The sequence below is a fragment of the Pedobacter sp. Leaf216 genome (assembly GCF_001421515.1).
In the GTDB taxonomy this organism is placed as follows: Bacteria; Bacteroidota; Bacteroidia; order Sphingobacteriales; family Sphingobacteriaceae; genus Pedobacter.
The window spans coordinates 1-16,418 of sequence record NZ_LMKM01000003.1 but is presented as its reverse complement, the minus strand read 5'-3'; the positions used below and the strand labels follow the sequence as shown (position 1 = coordinate 16,418).

Here is a 16,418-nt window from a genome sequence, read left to right as displayed (position 1 = left end):
GTTGAAGACCCCTTGTTTAATTTACCATATAAGACATTTAAGGCCACATAAGCTCTTTGGTAAAATGATCTTTCGACTCCGTTACGATTAACATGCTCCAAAATATTTTATACCGTTAGTGCCACAAATACTGCCCCGGTTTCTTTTTTGTTCTGAGCGGTTTCGAAAGCTTCATTAATCTGATCCAGTGAAAAAGAGTGGGTAATCATTTTTTTTGCATTAATTTTACCTTTGGCCAAAAGATCAAGGCAAACCGCCATTTCCGGATAGATATCCCAAAAGCCATAACTTGCACTTGGAATAATGGTAATACCTGATTTTTGCAGCTGCTGCCAATCCATTTCTATGCTGGTGTTACCAGCTTCAAAACCACCCACTACGATTACCTTACCCCCTATGCGGGTGAAGGAAACGGCCTGAGGTAGGGTAGTTGGCATTGAAGGCCCTCCGGCACATTCAAATGTAATATCTGCTCCCCTCCCATTTGTAAATGCCTTTAGTCGCTCTAGTCCATCTTCGTTTTCTGTATTTACCACTTCATCCGCACCAAGTTCCTTAGCAAGTTGCAGTGCACTGGGTACAATATCGAAAAGAATTACATCTGCACCCGATGCTTTTGCAAGCTGAAGTTGTGCCAGTCCTATCGGCCCACCTCCAATAACCGCCACTTTATCGTTAATATGCAAACCGCTTAACTGTTGTGCGTGTAAACTAACCGAGAAAGTATCAAGAAGGGTAGCTTCCTCATCGCTTACATGATCGGGCAGTAGATGAAACTTAGTTGCCGGCCCAATAAGGTATTCGGCAAAAGCCCTGGAAATGGTTTCCATCCTCACTTTATATAAATTTGGACACAGGTTGTATTGTTGAATGCGGCACCAATCGCAATCGCCATCACCCAAAAGGGTTTCAACTACTACTCTATCGCCCGGTTTTACATTTTTTACGGCAGGGCCCACCTCCACTACTTCGGCGGCAAGCTCATGCCCCATAATTTTACATTCCAGGTCGGGTTCGTGTTTTTTCCAATGCCGAAGATCTGTTCCACATATACCAGAAACTTTAATCCGTGCCAGCACCCAGTCTGGCGCAGGTATTTCTACCCGGTCTACTTCCTGAACCTCAAAGGTTCCATCCGGATTTTTTAACGCCGCTTTCATTTTATTGCTCATGCTGTCAAATTATAATTAAATATTCATTAGCTAATTGCTATTTACCGATAGGGTTACAAACTGCAGGCAGGTAGGTGCGTTAACCTGGGCAGCAACCCCACTATAGGTTAATTTTCCATTTTGAGGAGAAATTTCAAATGCGGTAATTAAATTTCCTTTCTCATTTGCTGCTAAAAGATGGCTTCCCGAAGGATCTATTGCAAGGTAGCGTGGCCCTTTGGCACCAGAAGGTATTCTTTGAATTTCTGCTAAAGCACCAGTGTTTTCATTGATCGAAAAAACGATAATCTCATCGGCATCGCCACGGTTGCTGGCATAAAGAAACCTGCCGTTATAATCGATTTTTAGATCAGCAGCTTCCCGTCCGTTCGGCACCAGCTCATTCGCTACCGTATACCTGTAGATCCATTTATCAAGCTTACCCTTTTCGAACACAAAAATATCTGCACTGAGTTCGCAGATTACGTAAATCCACAATCCGGTTGGGTGCAGGGCCATAAACCTCGGCCCCGAACCGCCAGGCAGCGAAATAAAAGGAGGATTTGCAAATTTAAGCGGCTGCTCAGCTGAAGGGATATAATGACAAACATATATCCGATCGGTACCCAAATCAGCGATCAAAAGCATTCCCTGATCTGCTATTAAAAGTGAACTGTGTACATGCGGTTTTTCCTGCCGCTCCTGAACCGGCCCTGAGCCGCTAAATTCTAATAATTGTACAGGATTATGCAGTTTTCCTTCCTCATCAAAGGGCAGCACAGCTAAACTTCCGCCGAGGTAATTAGACAAAATCGCGAATTTACTCTCCCAATCAACCGTTATGTGGCAGGCCCCCGGGCCTTTATAGGTTACTTCGCTTTTTATGGTGGGTTTTGTACCATTTATAATCTGGAATGTGGCCATAGCTGAGTTATCGCCTTCTTTTTTCTCACTGATGGCAAATAAAAGCTCCCCATGTTTATCGGGAACAATAAAGGAGGGATTTTCTATTCCACCAAACCGGTGTAACAGGTTGAGTTTACCATCAGCGGTATTAAAAGTGTACCGAAAAACAGATTCCTGATCTGCCGCAGCATAACTACCAACCAAAAGATGAGTTTCTTCTTTGCTTCCCATACCTGGTTGTTTAAATAATCTGCATCGTTGGACGGATCTTCAGATTAACCACATCAGATGCTGGCGGTTGCGCGATACAGAAAGCAATGGCCCATGCAATATCTTCTGCGCGGAGCATTTCTTGATTTTTTATCTGTTCTTGCTTTTCCTCCTGGCTGGCCTCCTGCATATCGGTATCAACTGCACCAGGTTCTATAAGAGAAATTTTTATGCCGAGTGGGTTCACTTCTTTACGCAGCGACTCTGAAAACCCCTGTATTGCGGCTTTAGTGGCAACATAAACAGAGCTACTTTCTTCCCTTACATCAGCACTCATGGAGCCGATATTAATAATCTGGCCAGAGCCCTGTTCTTTAAACCTTACAATTGCCTCTTTGCTACAGGCCATGTAAGCCAATAAATTGGTATCGAGGATATATTGCCAGTCTTCGTAGCCTCCCTCAAGTATACTTCCATAGCCCAGGGCAGCATTGTTAATCAATATATCCAGTTTGCCAAGCTGTTCATCGGCTTCTTTAAAAAGCTGCGCTACACCATCCTCGCTTGAGAGATCAACCGCAATACCAAAACTGTTTAGCCTGTTTCTTGCCGAAATTGCCTGGAGCGTATCGTCTATTTGCTCCTGATGACGGCCACAGATGATGCACTGAGCACCCAACGAGCCAAGTAAAATTGCTGCCGCTCTCCCAATGCCTGTGCTGCCACCGGTGATCATAATTTTTTTGCCTAAAAAGGCACTGCTGAAATACGAATTAAAATCTTCCATAGCTTTTATTTAATTGTTTAATTTCTGCTGATTGATCAGCTATATTAATAACCTACCCTCAGGATGGTTTGTTGAGGTAGAAACTACGTGTTTGCTTGTAGCGAAATACTGTAATTATAATAATCACCTAAACTTAATACAGCTATTTTGATAAAAAGCTACTGCTATCCGTTGAAATACGGTGACCTTTATGCTGTAAGTACGCATTTTCTTCTTCATTAAAACTGAACCTCAGCAAGCAATGTTGAGCATTTAACTAGCTCAATTAAAAGGTATAACTCATACCTGATTTAAATTAAACATGAAAAAAGAAGAGATACATTGGGGTGACTGGCACCGGATTTTTATAGGTACAGCACCCATAGAATTTTTACTGGAAGTTTTAATCAGAACAATTATTATTTATTTGTTTCTATTGATTACGCTCAGGCTAATGGGCAAAAGAATGGGCGGTCAGTTAACCATTTCCGAGCTGGCCGTAATGCTTACGCTCGGTGCAATTGTATCTGTGCCCATGCAAATACCCGATAAGGGCCTGCTACAGGGAACCCTGGTGCTTTTTTGTGCTTTTGCCTTTCAAAGAGGCATTACCTACCTGGCTTCGAAAAACCATAAAATTGAGCTCATTACCCAGGGAAGCGAATCGTTATTGGTTAAGGATGGGGTAATGCTTGCTGCCAAACTCGATAGCATGAAAATATCCCGCGAGCAATTGCGTGCAGTACTAAGAAATCAAAATATATACAACCTGGGCGAAGTACAAAGGCTTTACCTGGAAGCTTGTGGTATTTTCTCTGTTTTTAAATATGATGAGGCAAAACCTGGCTTAAGCCTGCTCCCCCCTGCTGATGACAATGCGGCACAAGAATTTAATGTAATTAAAGAATCCAGCATTTGCCAGGAATGTGGAAATCCTGCCCCTGAATCAGATACAGAAAAAGAATGTAAAAATTGCCACGCCGTTAATTGGGGCCAGGCTGTAATTGCGAAATAATTATGAAAGAATACGAAATTAAACTGTCTGATATACAACGCATCCTCCTTGGTGAAGTTCCTTTTCATTTTTTTATCGAGGTAATTCTCCGTACAGCTTTTATTTACCTAATCCTCATGGTATCAATGCGGCTGATGGGCAAACGGATGTCATCTCAACTCAGCCGTAATGAGATGGCCGCGGTAGCCTCACTTGCAGCAGCTGTGGGGGTGCCGTTAATGAATCCTGACAGAGGCCTGCTCCCAGCGGTGGTAATTGCTATGGTAATTATCACACTCCAAATCTTAATTGCCAAAATTGCCACAAAGAATATAAAGTTCGAATCATTAAAGCAGGATAAATACAATATGCTGGTTAAAGATGGTGTGCTTAATTACAAGGCCATGATGCTTACGCGTATTACCAGGGATAGGGTACTTTCGCAACTTCGATCAGGAGGAATTAGCCACCTTGGCATGGTTAAGCGTTTGTACTTTGAAGCTGGAGGATCTTTTAGCTTACTTAAAAAAACGGAGCCTGTGCCGGGGCTATCTTCTATTCCGGAATGGGACAGGGAAATGTCTGATAAAATACATCGGCAAAGCACACAGCAGGTGTGTAAATTTTGCGGTAACTACCATACAGGGCCTGCAAGCAAAAAATGTGAAAACTGTGGAAAAAACTCCTGGGTATATGCGGTAAGTAACGTCAATAATCCTGTAAACAAATAACATGTGGGATACTGCGCTAACCCTAAAAACAATTTTTAACAATAATGATATAGCTAATGAAGGATGCTAATAAGCGGGCCCTCAGTTATGAGGAGAAACGAAAGTCGGTACAGACTTCCCCTATCGTTTGGACACATGTTTGGTTTGGGTATTTATGCGTTTTGCCAACGGATGCAAATAAAACAAAGGTTTTGCCTAAAGGCACCTCAAACCCAAGTGGCCAGATTATTAAATGAATAAAACCACACTAACATTCGTTTCTAACAAGTGCTTAAATGGCGTTAATATATTATCGTTTTAAACGATAGGGGATGCAATGCTTATTAAAAAACGGGCATTAGCTTAAAACATCAAGTTATTAATAATGATTCTTAGCTGCCCACGGCAGGAAGGTTTCAAAGTAACTTTGATTAGTCGCTGCCCACGGCAGGAAGGTTTCATAGTAACTTTGATTGGTCGCTGCCCATGGCAGGAAGGTTTCAAAGTAACTATGATTGTTCGCTGCCCATGGCAGGAAGGTTTCAAAGTAAATCATGCTTGCGTTCGTTTTAAACGCGTACATCGATAGCTTTACGATGCTATCGTTATAAACCAATCACATTTCACAACACATACTTCTACGAATAAATACGGAAGCAAATTCAGGGATTTATTAGCTTCTTTCGGGTATTTCACCCCTAAACCAGCACATTAAAAAAATGGTTTTCATTAGAAACAAAAGATAAAAATTATGAAAACACTAAAAACATTAATGATGGTAGCACTTACCATATTGAGCTTACAAGGCTGTAAAAAGGACGACGACGAAAATTACACGATGGACAACCAGTCGTTTGTAACCCAGGCTTCGAGCAGTAACAGTTTTGAGATACAGGCAGGCGCAATAGCCACTCAAAAGGGACAAAATGCTGCGGTAAAACATTATGGCGAGCACATGACAACAGATCATACCGCCGTAGGAAATGAAATGAAATCGCTAGCAGCAGCAAAAGGATGGAATGTACCAAATGCTTTGCAACCTAAAGAACAGGCAAATCTTGATAAACTGAACAGCATAGATCCATCATTATTTGATAGCGAGTTTATGAAAATTATGGTTGCTTCCCATCAAGATGCGATTGCACTTTTCTCTAATGCAGCAGGCGATATGGGCGTTTATGATGCAGACCTTAGGGCATTTGCCGCTGCCAAACTGCCTTCACTACAAACCCACCTGCAAGAAGCCGTGAATTTACAGGCCCAAATAAAATAGCCTTACAACTTAACTAAATACATGAACCACATTAGCAAAGGCAAAATGACTGACAACGAAAAAGCAAAACATGGGCTCGAAGATGAACCTTTAGGCAATGAAGATCAGCAAGCGGAAGACGGGCCACAATCTTTTGAAGATAAGCGGCCTGCCGATCCCGAAATTCCAAAAGGAGATAGCATCGATACTGATACCAGCCGTAACCCTACCGATTGGGAAAAAGAGCCGGATGAATAAAAACAATGCAGACTGCAAAAATCAGCAGATAAAAGGCGCAGATCGGCATGTTATAAACAATTTAAAAATCCAACCATGTTTAACATGGAGCAATTATAAACCTGGATTTATCATCCACATAATATGGCAAACACCAACCGATAAAAACCTGGTTTAACACAAAACCAGGTTTATCGGTGATTAAAAATAATCAGTTATACCATGAAAGATAACAGCAAAAATAATAACCTGAAAAAACAAGGGGAAGTAAACAGCGATCTTTCACTTGAGCAAGAGATTATTAAAACACTTGAGAAAAAAAATAAACAGATTGAAAGTGGAGAAGTACAACCGGACGATAATGTTAGCAAAGGAAAAACATCAGGCGGATTTGATGAGTGGTCGGTTTCATGGCCATAGTAAAACCCAGTCCCATAGTCTGTACCCCACAGAAAATAAATTAATTCAAAATATGGTTTCCAATACCATGGTCTGTGTCCTCACAGACCATCAAATAAAATGGTGATTAGTGGAGACTCAGACCACGGCACATACTCAATCCCATGGTCTGTGTCCTCACAGACCATTAATTAAAATGGTGATTAGTGGAGACTCAGACAACGGCACATACCCAATACCATGGTCTGTGTCACCACAGACCATTAATTAATTCAAAATGTAATTAGTGGACACACAGACCATGGCATATGACCTAGCAACAAAAAGATTAAAGAATGAAAAAACAAAGCTGTCCACTTCCTAATGGTAAACTGATGCTCATCGGTGGTGCAGAAAATAAATCACCTACCGAACTCACCGATAAATCAGTACTGTCAGTTTTTATAGAACTGTGTGGTAAATCGCCCGTTATTGAAATCATTACCACAGCGGGATCAGAAGAAGTTGATGACACCTATAATGTATATGCAGCCTGTTTTAATGAACTTGGTGTGCATGCCACCGGCCATATCCACCATGAAAACCGCCCGTTGAATGCAGACCTGGCCGAACGCATTGAGCATGCAAATGGTATTTTCTTTACTGGGGGCGATCAGCTTAAACTCACCGCGATATACGGCGGAACTGAAATTATGGCGCAGATAAAAAACAGGTATATCCATGGCGGATTGATTGTGGCCGGAACAAGCGCGGGCGCAATGGCAATGTCGACACCAATGATTTTCGACGGCACAGGCAACAACGAAATGGTGGCTGCCGGGGTAAAAGTTACCACTGGGTTTGAGTTTTTAAAAGACGTTTGTGTAGATACACATTTTGTTCACCGCGGCCGTTTTGTGCGCATGGCACAGGTAATTGCTACAAATCCGGCTTCTATTGGTATAGGTATTGAAGAAAATACGGCAGTAATTGTTACCGAGGCATTTAATTGCGAGGTGATTGGTAACGGCGTGGTTATTTTATTGGATGGTGAAGTAAGCAACAGCTCCAACATTACCTCCTTTAATGAGGATCGTAAAATTACCATCCGTGATTTAAAAGTATCGATTTTATCAATGGGTGAAAAGTTTGTTATTCCATGCAGAAACATCCCTCACCTTTAAATAAGCAGATTTGAATAATCATTGTCTTATTTAGCAAGCAATCTCAATAATTTCAAACCTGTTGCTAAAAACCAATGTTCTAATTAAGTAACACAATACTTTTTCTCAATTAACCCCTTAAAATGGTGTAGTAACCAACAGAAAATTATCATTTACTTAAATTAAATTTTAAAATTATGTTAGCAATGAACTACCGCGGCCCTTACCGGGTACGTACCGTTGAGCGGCCAATGCCTGAAATCCTTCATCCGGAAGATGCGATTGTACGGGTTACAAGGACTTGCATCTGTGGCTCAGATCTTCATCTTTATCATGGCATGGTACCCGATACACGCATAGGCTCTACTTTTGGGCACGAATTTACCGGTATAATAGAAGAAGTTGGCCCTTTAGTAACCAATGTCAAAGTTGGCGATCAGGTATTGGTACCTTTTAATATTGCCTGTGGAAAATGTAATTTCTGCAAGCAGGGCCTTTACGGAAACTGCCACGAATCCAATACCATGGCCACCGCTGTTGGGGGTATTTTTGGTTACTCGCACACTGCCGGTGGCTTTGATGGCGGGCAGGCAGAATATGTAAGGGTGCCCTATGCAAATGTTGGCCCAACTGTAATTCCTCCTGATATGGACCCTGATGATGCCGTATTGTTAACAGATGTGGTTCCAACAGGTTACCAGGCAGCAGAAATGGGAGGCATAAAAGAAGGCGATACAGTTGTGGTTTTCGGCGCAGGCCCAATAGGTATCATGGCTGCAAGGTGCGCATGGTTTTTTGGTCCTTCAAGGGTAATCATTATCGACCATGTAGACTACCGCCTTGAGTTTGCAAAAAATTATGCAAAGTGCGAAGCTTACAACTTTAAATCAATGGCCGATCCTGTTGTTTTCCTTAAAAAAATTACTGATTGGTATGGAGCCGATGTATGTATTGATTGTGTAGGCTGCGAAGCAGAAGGAAATACGCTACAAACCTTTACCGGTAAAGTAACCTTAATGCAAGCCGGAACAGCAACTGCGCTGCAATGGGCAATAAACTCAGTTAAAAAAGGAGGAATTGTTTCTGTAGTTGGCGTTTATGGCCCACCATTTAATTATGTTCCAATTGGCAACATCCTTAACAAAGGGATTACGCTGAGGGCAAACCAGGCATCAGTTAAAAGGCTTTTGCCACGCTTAATCGATCATGTTCAATCTGGAAGGCTTAACCCTAAAGGCCTGATTACCCATAGAGTGCCGCTCGAAGAAATTTCGGAAGCTTACCGGATTTTCTCATCCAAGTTAGATGAATGCATTAAAACTGTACTTATCCCATCAACTAAACCTTAATGTTATGAACAATCAAAATCAAGATTACAAAAATATTCCGGGATGGGGAATGGATATCGATCCAGATAACGAACCCACCTATCCAATTAAAAACTACACCGGAGACGACCATAACCGGAGCAATTACGAAAAATCAGCGCAACAGCCTATAACCGTTGAGCTGCTAAAATCTACTGAGCGGCCTCAGCCCAGCGTAGTATTCGGAACCTCCGCACCGCCATCAGGACTAAGCGGAGCAATACGCAGGTATGCTTTTAAGCACAGTGAAGATAGGTATCGCCACTGGATACCCTTAATTTTAGCCGATCGTGTAAACGCCTGGGAAGGAATTATTGATGACTTTAAAAAAGGTACAATTCCTAATATTATTAAAGAGAGGGGCTGGAAATCAGAATTGAGGCATAACCCTGTAGGTATGATCGGCAAGGCTGCACTTGCCCTCACCGTAGGTACACTGGTAATAAAGCATTTTTGCAAAAGAAAATAAAAAAAGAACCTGCCTTGGTATTAAGTACCAGGGCAGGTTCAATTTATTCACAGTTATCAATTTACTTTGTTTTACAATTGCTTCAATTGCAATAAAGGCATTATATATTACTCCCCATCACGCGGGCCTGGGTAAGCACCAGGATCAGTACCGTGCTGCTCTTCCTCATCTATGTCTTCAGCCGAACGGTTGTTTCGCAATTCTTTTATGGCATCATCTTGTCTTGCCCCTTTTATTATATCTTCTGAAGGTGGCCTTACAGGTGTGAGTGATTCGTTTTCTGATGCATCTTTTAAGTCATCACCATTACTATTTTCCATAATCTTATTTATTTATTGGGCTGCATACCTGGTTTGCAACCAATTGCAGCCTTGGTTAATTCTTATGCGGAGGGCTCCCCATTATTGTACTATCTTCAGTTGTTCCCTTCATGCTTTTTGCACTACCATCAGCTCCAAAAGAATCAAGCCTGCTGCTATCCTGAGCAGTAGAATCAGCACCTGTTGATTTGCTGTTCTTTTCTGTCTGATCAGAGTGGCAGCCCGCACTGGCCATCAATGCAGCCGTTACTAAAGCAAAAATATATTTTCTCATAAACTTTAAATTAAAACAAAATGAATCTTTTAATACCTCACGATTAAATTTTGAGCCGGGGTACATCACATCACAATAACGTCAGCAAGGCAATATTTGCTTTGCTGACGTGATGTTGCCCGACTCAAATCAGCCGGTTTTGGTAACCTTCAGGCCTGGTTAACCCAACCCGGGATTTCCTGTGCCTTCATCGATGTCGAGTTCACTCGCATCAGATTCCTCATCTTCCAGCGTGTCATCAGTACCTTCTGTATTTTCTAAATCATCTGATGATTCATCTGGAGTTGTTCGTTACCAGATTGTCCCCCAAGCGTACCGCTTTCCTGGGTATCATCATTGCCAATGTCCTGTCCGGCATTCTGTTCTGTGCCACCGTCTTGTCCAATTTCTGTTTCTTCCGGGGTTGATTGATTTTCCTGTACCATTTTCTTATCATTTAAGTTTAAAATTTACGCCAGTGCTTTGGTAAAAGGGGGGTAACGCCAGTTGCTGTAGCTGTACCCAACGCGCAACCCATCACTTCTATTGTTGTGCCTGCTGTGTGCCTGCACTTCCGTGTTTGGTAGTATCAGTAGTTGTGGTATCAGTGCTTGTGCTTGTAGTTGTGCTATCCTGCATAGGATCGGTAGCACTCATAGAGCTCATTGAAGTATCATTAGCACTAGAATCGCTGCCTGATGAGCGTTTTTCTGAATTGCAGGCCATTAATACTGAAATTAATGCAGCTGCCACGAATAATATTTGCTTTTTCATATCTGATAAATTGTTTTAATAAAAATCCTTTACACAATCAAAAAGTTTTGTTTTAAAGGGCAATGCTGCCAAAACAGGGGTTAACCGCAGGCTTGCCGGGGTATTTATCCCCATTAAATCAGGTAAAAGAAACATCAGGTACATGCTAATACCCCTTCCATTAAATAATTGCCTAAAATTTGGCGGTATATTAAACTTACAACATCAAAAAAGATTGACTTACATTGATTTATTTGAGATTATTACCATTATGAGCGGTGATTTACAACATTTAATAAAGAATAAACACGGTTAATAAGTTGCTGCAAAACGATGGCTAAAGCATAAGTGTTTTTAGTAAAAAAGGCTTTGATACTTTGTATTTAAGATGCCAACAAATTAACCTTCAGAATAAATTAAATGTTATGCAAAAATTTTACACCAATCTCTTTCTTGCAGCAATTATAATCAACCTGTTGCTTACAGGCTGCTCCACCTGGAAAGTTAGCCGGGCCGGGCAGCAGAAAATTTCAGGCAAAACCTATGTGATCATTGGTGCTTCGAGTGGTTTTGGACGTGGCATTGCAGAAGAGCTTGGCCGCTATGGGGCAAATGTAGTGTTGGCGGCCAGGCGTACAGGATTGCTCGCAGATATTGCCACAACTATCCGTACATTAGGTGGAAAGGCACAGGTGGTAACGATGGATATCAGCAAAGCCCAAGATGTACAGCGCGTTGCCGATGCTGCATTACAGCAATATGGAAAAATAGATGTATGGATTAACATGGCTGGAGTAGGCGCAATAGGCAGGTTTTGGGATATACCTGATGAAGACCAGGCCAGAATAATAGATGTGAATTTAAAGGGCATTATTTACGGAAGTAAAGTTGCCGTAAAACAGTTTATGAAACAAGGTAATGGGGTATTAATTAATATGGGCTCGGTAGATAGTGAAACACCACTGGCCTACCAAGCCAGTTATTCCGCATCAAAAGCGGGAGTAAGAAATTTTAGCCTTGCCATTGGGCAGGAGTTGCGCTTGCATGGCTACAAAAACATTAAAGTGGTTACAATAGAACCATGGGCTGTAGATACCCCATGGTGGAGGCACGCAGCAAATTATAGCGGTGTAGAGCCTAAAATGGCCCTGATGGATGAACCCGATAAAGTTGTAAATGCAGTGATCAGAAAATCGCTACGCCCGAAAAAGATAGTGCCTGTAGGTTATAAGGCTAAGTTTTCATCATTTATGGCTAATGTTTTCCCCAGGTTTAATGAACACCTTACCGGTAACATTTCGCATAAATACCAGTTAAAAATGCCACCCAAAGCTGCTGATACAACCGGATCTATTTATAAACCCATGGATGAAGGGCGCGGAGTGGATGATGGTGTAAATGAGCGTTTAAAAGAAAACAAGAAATTAAGAAAGCACAAGGATTAAACACACTGTATTTGTTTAAGCAGGAGTTGCTCAAAATAGATTTACTCACTTATTTAACATTCAAGGCAGATTTATTCTGCCCTGAATATTAATATGCTATTTTCTTCTACAGGTACAGTTTCTTCAGCTGCGTACCTCGGCTTTAATGTTTTGGTATCCCCTGTCGAAACCACCAGCTCCCAACTCTTGCTAAACCGGCTTTCAGGAAGCTTAAATTCCGAAGTAGCAAAACCTGCATTAAAAATAAGGAGGAAATGATAATCAGAAACCTCGTTCCCATGTTCATCCGTTCCCTGAATTCCTTCGCCATGCAGAAAAATGCCCAGGCACTTCTGGTGTTCATCATTCCATTTCTGCTCATCCATAAATTTGCCATTACCGGCAAACCAGGCTACATCTAAAAGCCCGTCAGAATCTATCCGGTCGCCAACAATCCATTCCCTCCTTCTCAGGCTCGGATGCTGAATCCTTAATGCGATTAACTTGCGGGTAAAGGCTACCAGCTCCTCATCCATATTAGCCCAGTTTAACCACGAAATTTCATTGTCCTGGCAATAGGCATTGTTATTTCCTTTCTGAGTTTTGCCCATTTCATCTCCGGCCGTAATCATCGGTACGCCCTGAGAGAGTAAAAGTGTAGCCAAAAAATTCCGCTTCTGTTTATCCCGAAGGTAATTGATCTGCACATCGGCTGTAGCACCCTCTGCCCCACAATTCCACGAATGGTTATGCTGTTCGCCATCCTGGTTATCTTCGCCATTGGCCTCGTTATGCTTTTCATTATAACTCACCAGGTCATTCAGTGTAAAACCATCGTGTGCAGTAATAAAATTTATACTGGCCGTTGGCCTTCGGTACTCCTGCATGTATAAATCAGGGCTACCCATAAAGCGCTCGGCAAACGCACCAACCATGCCCTCATCTCCTTTCCAAAACCTGCGCATGGTATCGCGGTATTTTCCGTTCCATTCGGCCCAGCCTGGCGGAAATTTACCTACCTGGTATCCTCCTTCACCAACATCCCAGGGCTCAGCAATCAGTTTTACCTGCGAAATAACAGGGTCTTGGTGGATGATATCAAAAAAAGCTCCCAGCCTATCCACCTCATGCAGCCCCCTGGCCAGTGTTGATGCCAAATCGAACCGGAAACCATCTACATGCATTTCCTTTACCCAGTAGCGGAGGCTATCCATAATAAACCTCAACACCGAAGGCATCCTGGTATTAAGCGTGTTCCCAGTACCTGTATAATCGGTATAATAGCGTTTATTGTCTTGCTCCAACCGGTAATAACTCTCATTGTCAATCCCTTTAAAAGAAAGTGTTGGCCCAAGCTCGTTTCCTTCGGCAGTATGGTTATAAACTACATCCAATAGTACTTCAAGCCCGTTTCTATGCAGTTCTTTTACCATATCCCTAAATTCATTTACCTGCCCGCCCCGGCCATCTGATGAACTGTATTTTTCGTGGGGAGCAAAAAACCCGATGGTATTGTATCCCCAGTAGTTACTCAGGCCACGGTCTTGCAAATGCCCGTCGGATATAAACTCATGTACCGGCATCAGTTCAACCGCGGTAATACCAAGCGATTTTAAATACTTTATGCTTTCCGGATGTGCAATGCCAGCAAAAGTACCACGCAACTCTTCGGGGATTAATGGATTGAGCTCACTAAAGCCTTTAACATGCAACTCATAAATAACCGTTTGATGGTAAGAAATGTCGGGAGGAGTATCATCTTCCCAATCATAAGCCAGGTTTACCACTACCGATCGGGGTACATAGGCTGCACTATCAAGGTCAGAAAAACCAAGGTCCTTATCTTCTCCATCAATATCATATCCAAATACCGCTTTGTTCCAGGTTAAGCCGCAGCAAATGGCCTTGGCATATGGATCGATCAGCAACTTATTCGGGTTAAACCGTTTTCCTTCAGCAGGGAGGTAAGGTCCGTGTACGCGGTAGCCATAAAGCTGGCCGGGCAAAACCTCATTTACAAAGCAATGAAAAACATGGTGGTCGCGGTCTACAAGCTCTATTCTTCCCGTTTCGTTTCCATCATTATCATATAAGCAAAGCTCAACCTTTTCTGCACTCTCGGCAAAAAGCGAAAAATTAGTACCCTTGCCCGTCCAGGTAGCACCCAGAGGAAACGGTTTTCCAGGTTTGATTGAATATTTATTTTCCATAAGCCAATATCTCTAGCTTAAACACCTTGCTTTTCGGCCCGGTTTTGCCGCATTTGCCTTTTTATTAAAAACCGTAACTGTGCCGGGTATTTATACTGGAATATAAAAATGCCTGCCCTTATGCTAAACGGAACCGATAGACAGAAAAAATAAACCATTTAGTTTTGGAAGTGTTGCTCAGATATAACCAATAGCTTAAGCATAATGCCATTTATGTTTAAGCTGGTAATAAGGGATATAAAACAGTAGTTGAGATGAAAATTTGGGAGAGCATAATTATAGAGTCTATCAGGGGCGAGCGGGTTCTGGTGCTGCTTTGCCAAAGCTTATCAGAGCAAGAACGTCTCCATCAGTACCTTATGATCGACGCTTTTGAATTTAAAAAGAAAATTGCCGAAAGCAAACCCGAAATAGATTTCCTTTCAACAGGCCAGCTGGATGATAATGGGGATATTAACTGGAGAGATGATTTGATCGACTTACCTAAATGGTACGATTTAAACTGAGGGAAATTTAAATACCATAAGAAAAGCGTGTTTATTTAATGCTCAACATGTACTGCTTGTTACTTGTATCTCCTAAAGCAGTTAAAATGTTATTATATTGATGTTTGATTTTGTGGTCGGTGTGTGGTCTGTGTTCCCACGGAGGAACTTACTAACTCAAGTTTTGTGGTCTGTGGGGACACAGACCATGGAGTGCTTTACACAGGGACACAGATTACGGTGCGATTTACATATGGACACAGACCACGGTGCGATTTAGTACTTCAACCTTGTGGTGTGTAGGGTCACAGACCACGGAGGAACTTACTAACTCAAATGTTGTGGTCTGTGGGGACACAGACCACGGAGTGGGAGCAATTCACTACTATGCACTTACAGCTAATTTACCCAAGCAAGCTGCCCAAAACCAAACTTTAGCCTTTCTTAAATGTTAAATATTAAAACTAATTAATGGAGTTATGACAGAAGAACAAAAAACCGAAGCGATAAAATTAGTGAAACAAGGCCTTGAAACCATCCAGGCCCGTGAGTATAGAGAAATTGCCGAGATTCCTACAGAAGGCAAACAAAACTTCGAAGTAAAGTACAGCTTTGTTAACGAAGGCGTAGAAGGCATTTTTAATATTACCGGGGATGGAACTGAAGGAGGAGATGCAATTACTTTAGTGAGCGAATTTACAGATGATCCGCTCAATTCAATTTCTGATTTAACCAAAGAGCAGGTGAACTTTGATTTAAGAAGTGCACAGGAGTTTGTGAATAAAAATTTAAACATGGCATAAACAACAACCATGGATAAGCCGAGCTACCTGAACTTCGACATTGCAAAATACGCGTGGAAGCCGGATATAGATTACAGCAAACACCCCGAAATGTATCGGGTTGGCAAAGGCGAACAGGGCGTTTTAATCTGTGAGCCCTATAAATCGGAAATCGGGCAGTTTTGGCGTTTTAAAACGCCCGAAATTGCGCTAAAAAGTAGTGAAAAGATTTATGCACTTTTTATAAAATACCTTAAAGCAAATGATTTTGTGGGTGCAGATATGGCCCGCAAATACCTCCAAATGGGTTATACCCGAGCACGGCGGTATGCAAATTATAAAGGAGGTAAAAAGTACGATAAAGATAACGGCTACATAGCGCTTGATCGTGGTACCGGAGATGAAAATAAAGCTATATCGGCCTCCATATTTTGGGAAAAATGGAAACAGGCAGAGGCAAATGAAAAATATGCCAGTCAGAAAAAACAGTGATCGAGTAAGAAGCAGGGAATTAGTTTCCCTGCTGTCTCCTCACACCACCGTACGTACCGTTCGGTATACGGCGGTTTGTTAGAATAACTTCGTTTG

Annotated in this window: 21 protein-coding genes; 12 read left to right on the top strand and 9 right to left on the bottom strand. The window is 42.0% G+C overall.

Annotated elements, in window-relative coordinates; translation table 11 throughout:
* Positions 1 to 107: 107 nt before the first annotated feature.
* Genes ASE74_RS01915 through ASE74_RS01905 form a run of 3 tightly spaced genes read right to left on the bottom strand, consistent with a single transcriptional unit; the run spans position 108 to position 3,054 of the window.
* Complete coding sequence (locus ASE74_RS01915) at positions 108 to 1,172, bottom strand: zinc-binding dehydrogenase (RefSeq protein ID WP_055903330.1); 1,065 nt, start codon at positions 1,170 to 1,172, stop codon at positions 108 to 110.
* Between the two features lie 30 nt (positions 1,173 to 1,202).
* Complete coding sequence (locus ASE74_RS01910) at positions 1,203 to 2,288, bottom strand: lactonase family protein (RefSeq protein ID WP_055903327.1); 1,086 nt, start codon at positions 2,286 to 2,288, stop codon at positions 1,203 to 1,205.
* Positions 2,289 to 2,298: 10 nt separating this feature from the next.
* Positions 2,299 to 3,054 carry an SDR family oxidoreductase gene (locus ASE74_RS01905; RefSeq protein WP_055903325.1) on the bottom strand — a complete coding sequence of 252 codons (756 nt, stop codon included), beginning with the start codon at positions 3,052 to 3,054 and terminating at the stop codon, positions 2,299 to 2,301.
* A gap of 301 nt (positions 3,055 to 3,355) precedes the next feature.
* Here ASE74_RS01905 and ASE74_RS01900 point away from each other — a divergent pair, with 301 nt between their 5' ends.
* Positions 3,356 to 4,048: a DUF421 domain-containing protein gene (locus ASE74_RS01900; protein ID WP_055903323.1), complete on the top strand. Its 693-nt coding sequence runs from the start codon at positions 3,356 to 3,358 to the stop codon at positions 4,046 to 4,048.
* A 2-nt stretch (positions 4,049 to 4,050) separates the two neighbouring features.
* Positions 4,051 to 4,758 carry a DUF421 domain-containing protein gene (locus ASE74_RS01895; RefSeq protein WP_055903321.1) on the top strand — a complete coding sequence of 236 codons (708 nt, stop codon included), beginning with the start codon at positions 4,051 to 4,053 and terminating at the stop codon, positions 4,756 to 4,758.
* 358 nt (positions 4,759 to 5,116) lie between these two features.
* Here ASE74_RS01895 and ASE74_RS01885 read toward each other — a convergent pair whose 3' ends face one another.
* The gene (locus ASE74_RS01885) at positions 5,117 to 5,293 is read right to left on the bottom strand and encodes a hypothetical protein (RefSeq protein ID WP_157255319.1); all 177 of its coding nucleotides are present in this window, start codon (positions 5,291 to 5,293) and stop codon (positions 5,117 to 5,119) included.
* Between the two features lie 195 nt (positions 5,294 to 5,488).
* Between ASE74_RS01885 and ASE74_RS01880 the strand changes: the two genes are divergently transcribed.
* The 6 genes from ASE74_RS01880 (at position 5,489) to ASE74_RS01855 (ending at position 9,603) form a co-directional block, all read left to right on the top strand.
* Positions 5,489 to 6,010 carry a DUF4142 domain-containing protein gene (locus ASE74_RS01880; RefSeq protein WP_055903314.1) on the top strand — a complete coding sequence of 174 codons (522 nt, stop codon included), beginning with the start codon at positions 5,489 to 5,491 and terminating at the stop codon, positions 6,008 to 6,010.
* A 21-nt stretch (positions 6,011 to 6,031) separates the two neighbouring features.
* Entirely contained in the window at positions 6,032 to 6,247 is a 216-nt protein-coding gene (locus ASE74_RS01875; protein ID WP_055903313.1) for a hypothetical protein, read from the top strand.
* A 201-nt stretch (positions 6,248 to 6,448) separates the two neighbouring features.
* The gene (locus ASE74_RS01870) at positions 6,449 to 6,646 is read left to right on the top strand and encodes a hypothetical protein (protein WP_055903312.1); all 198 of its coding nucleotides are present in this window, start codon (positions 6,449 to 6,451) and stop codon (positions 6,644 to 6,646) included.
* Positions 6,647 to 6,960: 314 nt separating this feature from the next.
* A complete protein-coding gene (locus tag ASE74_RS01865; RefSeq protein WP_055903311.1) occupies positions 6,961 to 7,788 on the top strand; it encodes a cyanophycinase in 828 nt (275 codons plus the stop codon).
* Positions 7,789 to 7,964: 176 nt separating this feature from the next.
* Complete coding sequence (locus ASE74_RS01860; protein ID WP_055903310.1) at positions 7,965 to 9,116, top strand: zinc-dependent alcohol dehydrogenase; 1,152 nt, start codon at positions 7,965 to 7,967, stop codon at positions 9,114 to 9,116.
* 4 nt (positions 9,117 to 9,120) lie between these two features.
* Positions 9,121 to 9,603 carry a hypothetical protein gene (locus ASE74_RS01855; protein WP_055903975.1) on the top strand — a complete coding sequence of 161 codons (483 nt, stop codon included), beginning with the start codon at positions 9,121 to 9,123 and terminating at the stop codon, positions 9,601 to 9,603.
* Positions 9,604 to 9,710: 107 nt separating this feature from the next.
* Here the strand turns inward: ASE74_RS01855 and ASE74_RS01850 are convergent, their stop codons facing one another.
* The 4 genes from ASE74_RS01850 to ASE74_RS01840 all read right to left on the bottom strand — a co-directional run bounded on the left by ASE74_RS01850 (position 9,711) and on the right by ASE74_RS01840 (position 10,950).
* A complete protein-coding gene (locus ASE74_RS01850) occupies positions 9,711 to 9,923 on the bottom strand; it encodes a hypothetical protein (protein WP_055903309.1) in 213 nt (70 codons plus the stop codon).
* 55 nt (positions 9,924 to 9,978) lie between these two features.
* Positions 9,979 to 10,197, bottom strand: coding sequence for a hypothetical protein (locus ASE74_RS01845; RefSeq protein WP_157255318.1), 219 nt, complete (start codon positions 10,195 to 10,197; stop codon positions 9,979 to 9,981).
* A 257-nt stretch (positions 10,198 to 10,454) separates the two neighbouring features.
* Positions 10,455 to 10,622 carry a hypothetical protein gene (locus ASE74_RS24640; RefSeq protein ID WP_157255317.1) on the bottom strand — a complete coding sequence of 56 codons (168 nt, stop codon included), beginning with the start codon at positions 10,620 to 10,622 and terminating at the stop codon, positions 10,455 to 10,457.
* A gap of 97 nt (positions 10,623 to 10,719) precedes the next feature.
* Positions 10,720 to 10,950, bottom strand: coding sequence for a hypothetical protein (locus tag ASE74_RS01840; RefSeq protein WP_055903307.1), 231 nt, complete (start codon positions 10,948 to 10,950; stop codon positions 10,720 to 10,722).
* Positions 10,951 to 11,354: 404 nt separating this feature from the next.
* Here ASE74_RS01840 and ASE74_RS01835 point away from each other — a divergent pair, with 404 nt between their 5' ends.
* Positions 11,355 to 12,374, top strand: a complete 1,020-nt coding sequence (locus tag ASE74_RS01835) for an SDR family oxidoreductase (protein ID WP_082458626.1) — start codon at positions 11,355 to 11,357, stop codon at positions 12,372 to 12,374.
* A gap of 71 nt (positions 12,375 to 12,445) precedes the next feature.
* Here ASE74_RS01835 and glgX read toward each other — a convergent pair whose 3' ends face one another.
* The gene (gene glgX, locus ASE74_RS01830) at positions 12,446 to 14,563 is read right to left on the bottom strand and encodes a glycogen debranching protein GlgX (RefSeq protein WP_055903306.1); all 2,118 of its coding nucleotides are present in this window, start codon (positions 14,561 to 14,563) and stop codon (positions 12,446 to 12,448) included.
* Between the two features lie 254 nt (positions 14,564 to 14,817).
* Between glgX and ASE74_RS01825 the strand changes: the two genes are divergently transcribed.
* The 3 genes from ASE74_RS01825 (at position 14,818) to ASE74_RS01815 (ending at position 16,322) form a co-directional block, all read left to right on the top strand.
* Positions 14,818 to 15,069: a hypothetical protein gene (locus ASE74_RS01825; protein WP_055903305.1), complete on the top strand. Its 252-nt coding sequence runs from the start codon at positions 14,818 to 14,820 to the stop codon at positions 15,067 to 15,069.
* Between the two features lie 458 nt (positions 15,070 to 15,527).
* Entirely contained in the window at positions 15,528 to 15,851 is a 324-nt protein-coding gene (locus ASE74_RS01820) for a hypothetical protein (RefSeq protein ID WP_055903304.1), read from the top strand.
* A 9-nt stretch (positions 15,852 to 15,860) separates the two neighbouring features.
* Positions 15,861 to 16,322: a DUF4385 domain-containing protein gene (locus ASE74_RS01815; RefSeq protein WP_055903303.1), complete on the top strand. Its 462-nt coding sequence runs from the start codon at positions 15,861 to 15,863 to the stop codon at positions 16,320 to 16,322.
* The last annotated feature ends 96 nt before the right edge of the window (positions 16,323 to 16,418 follow it).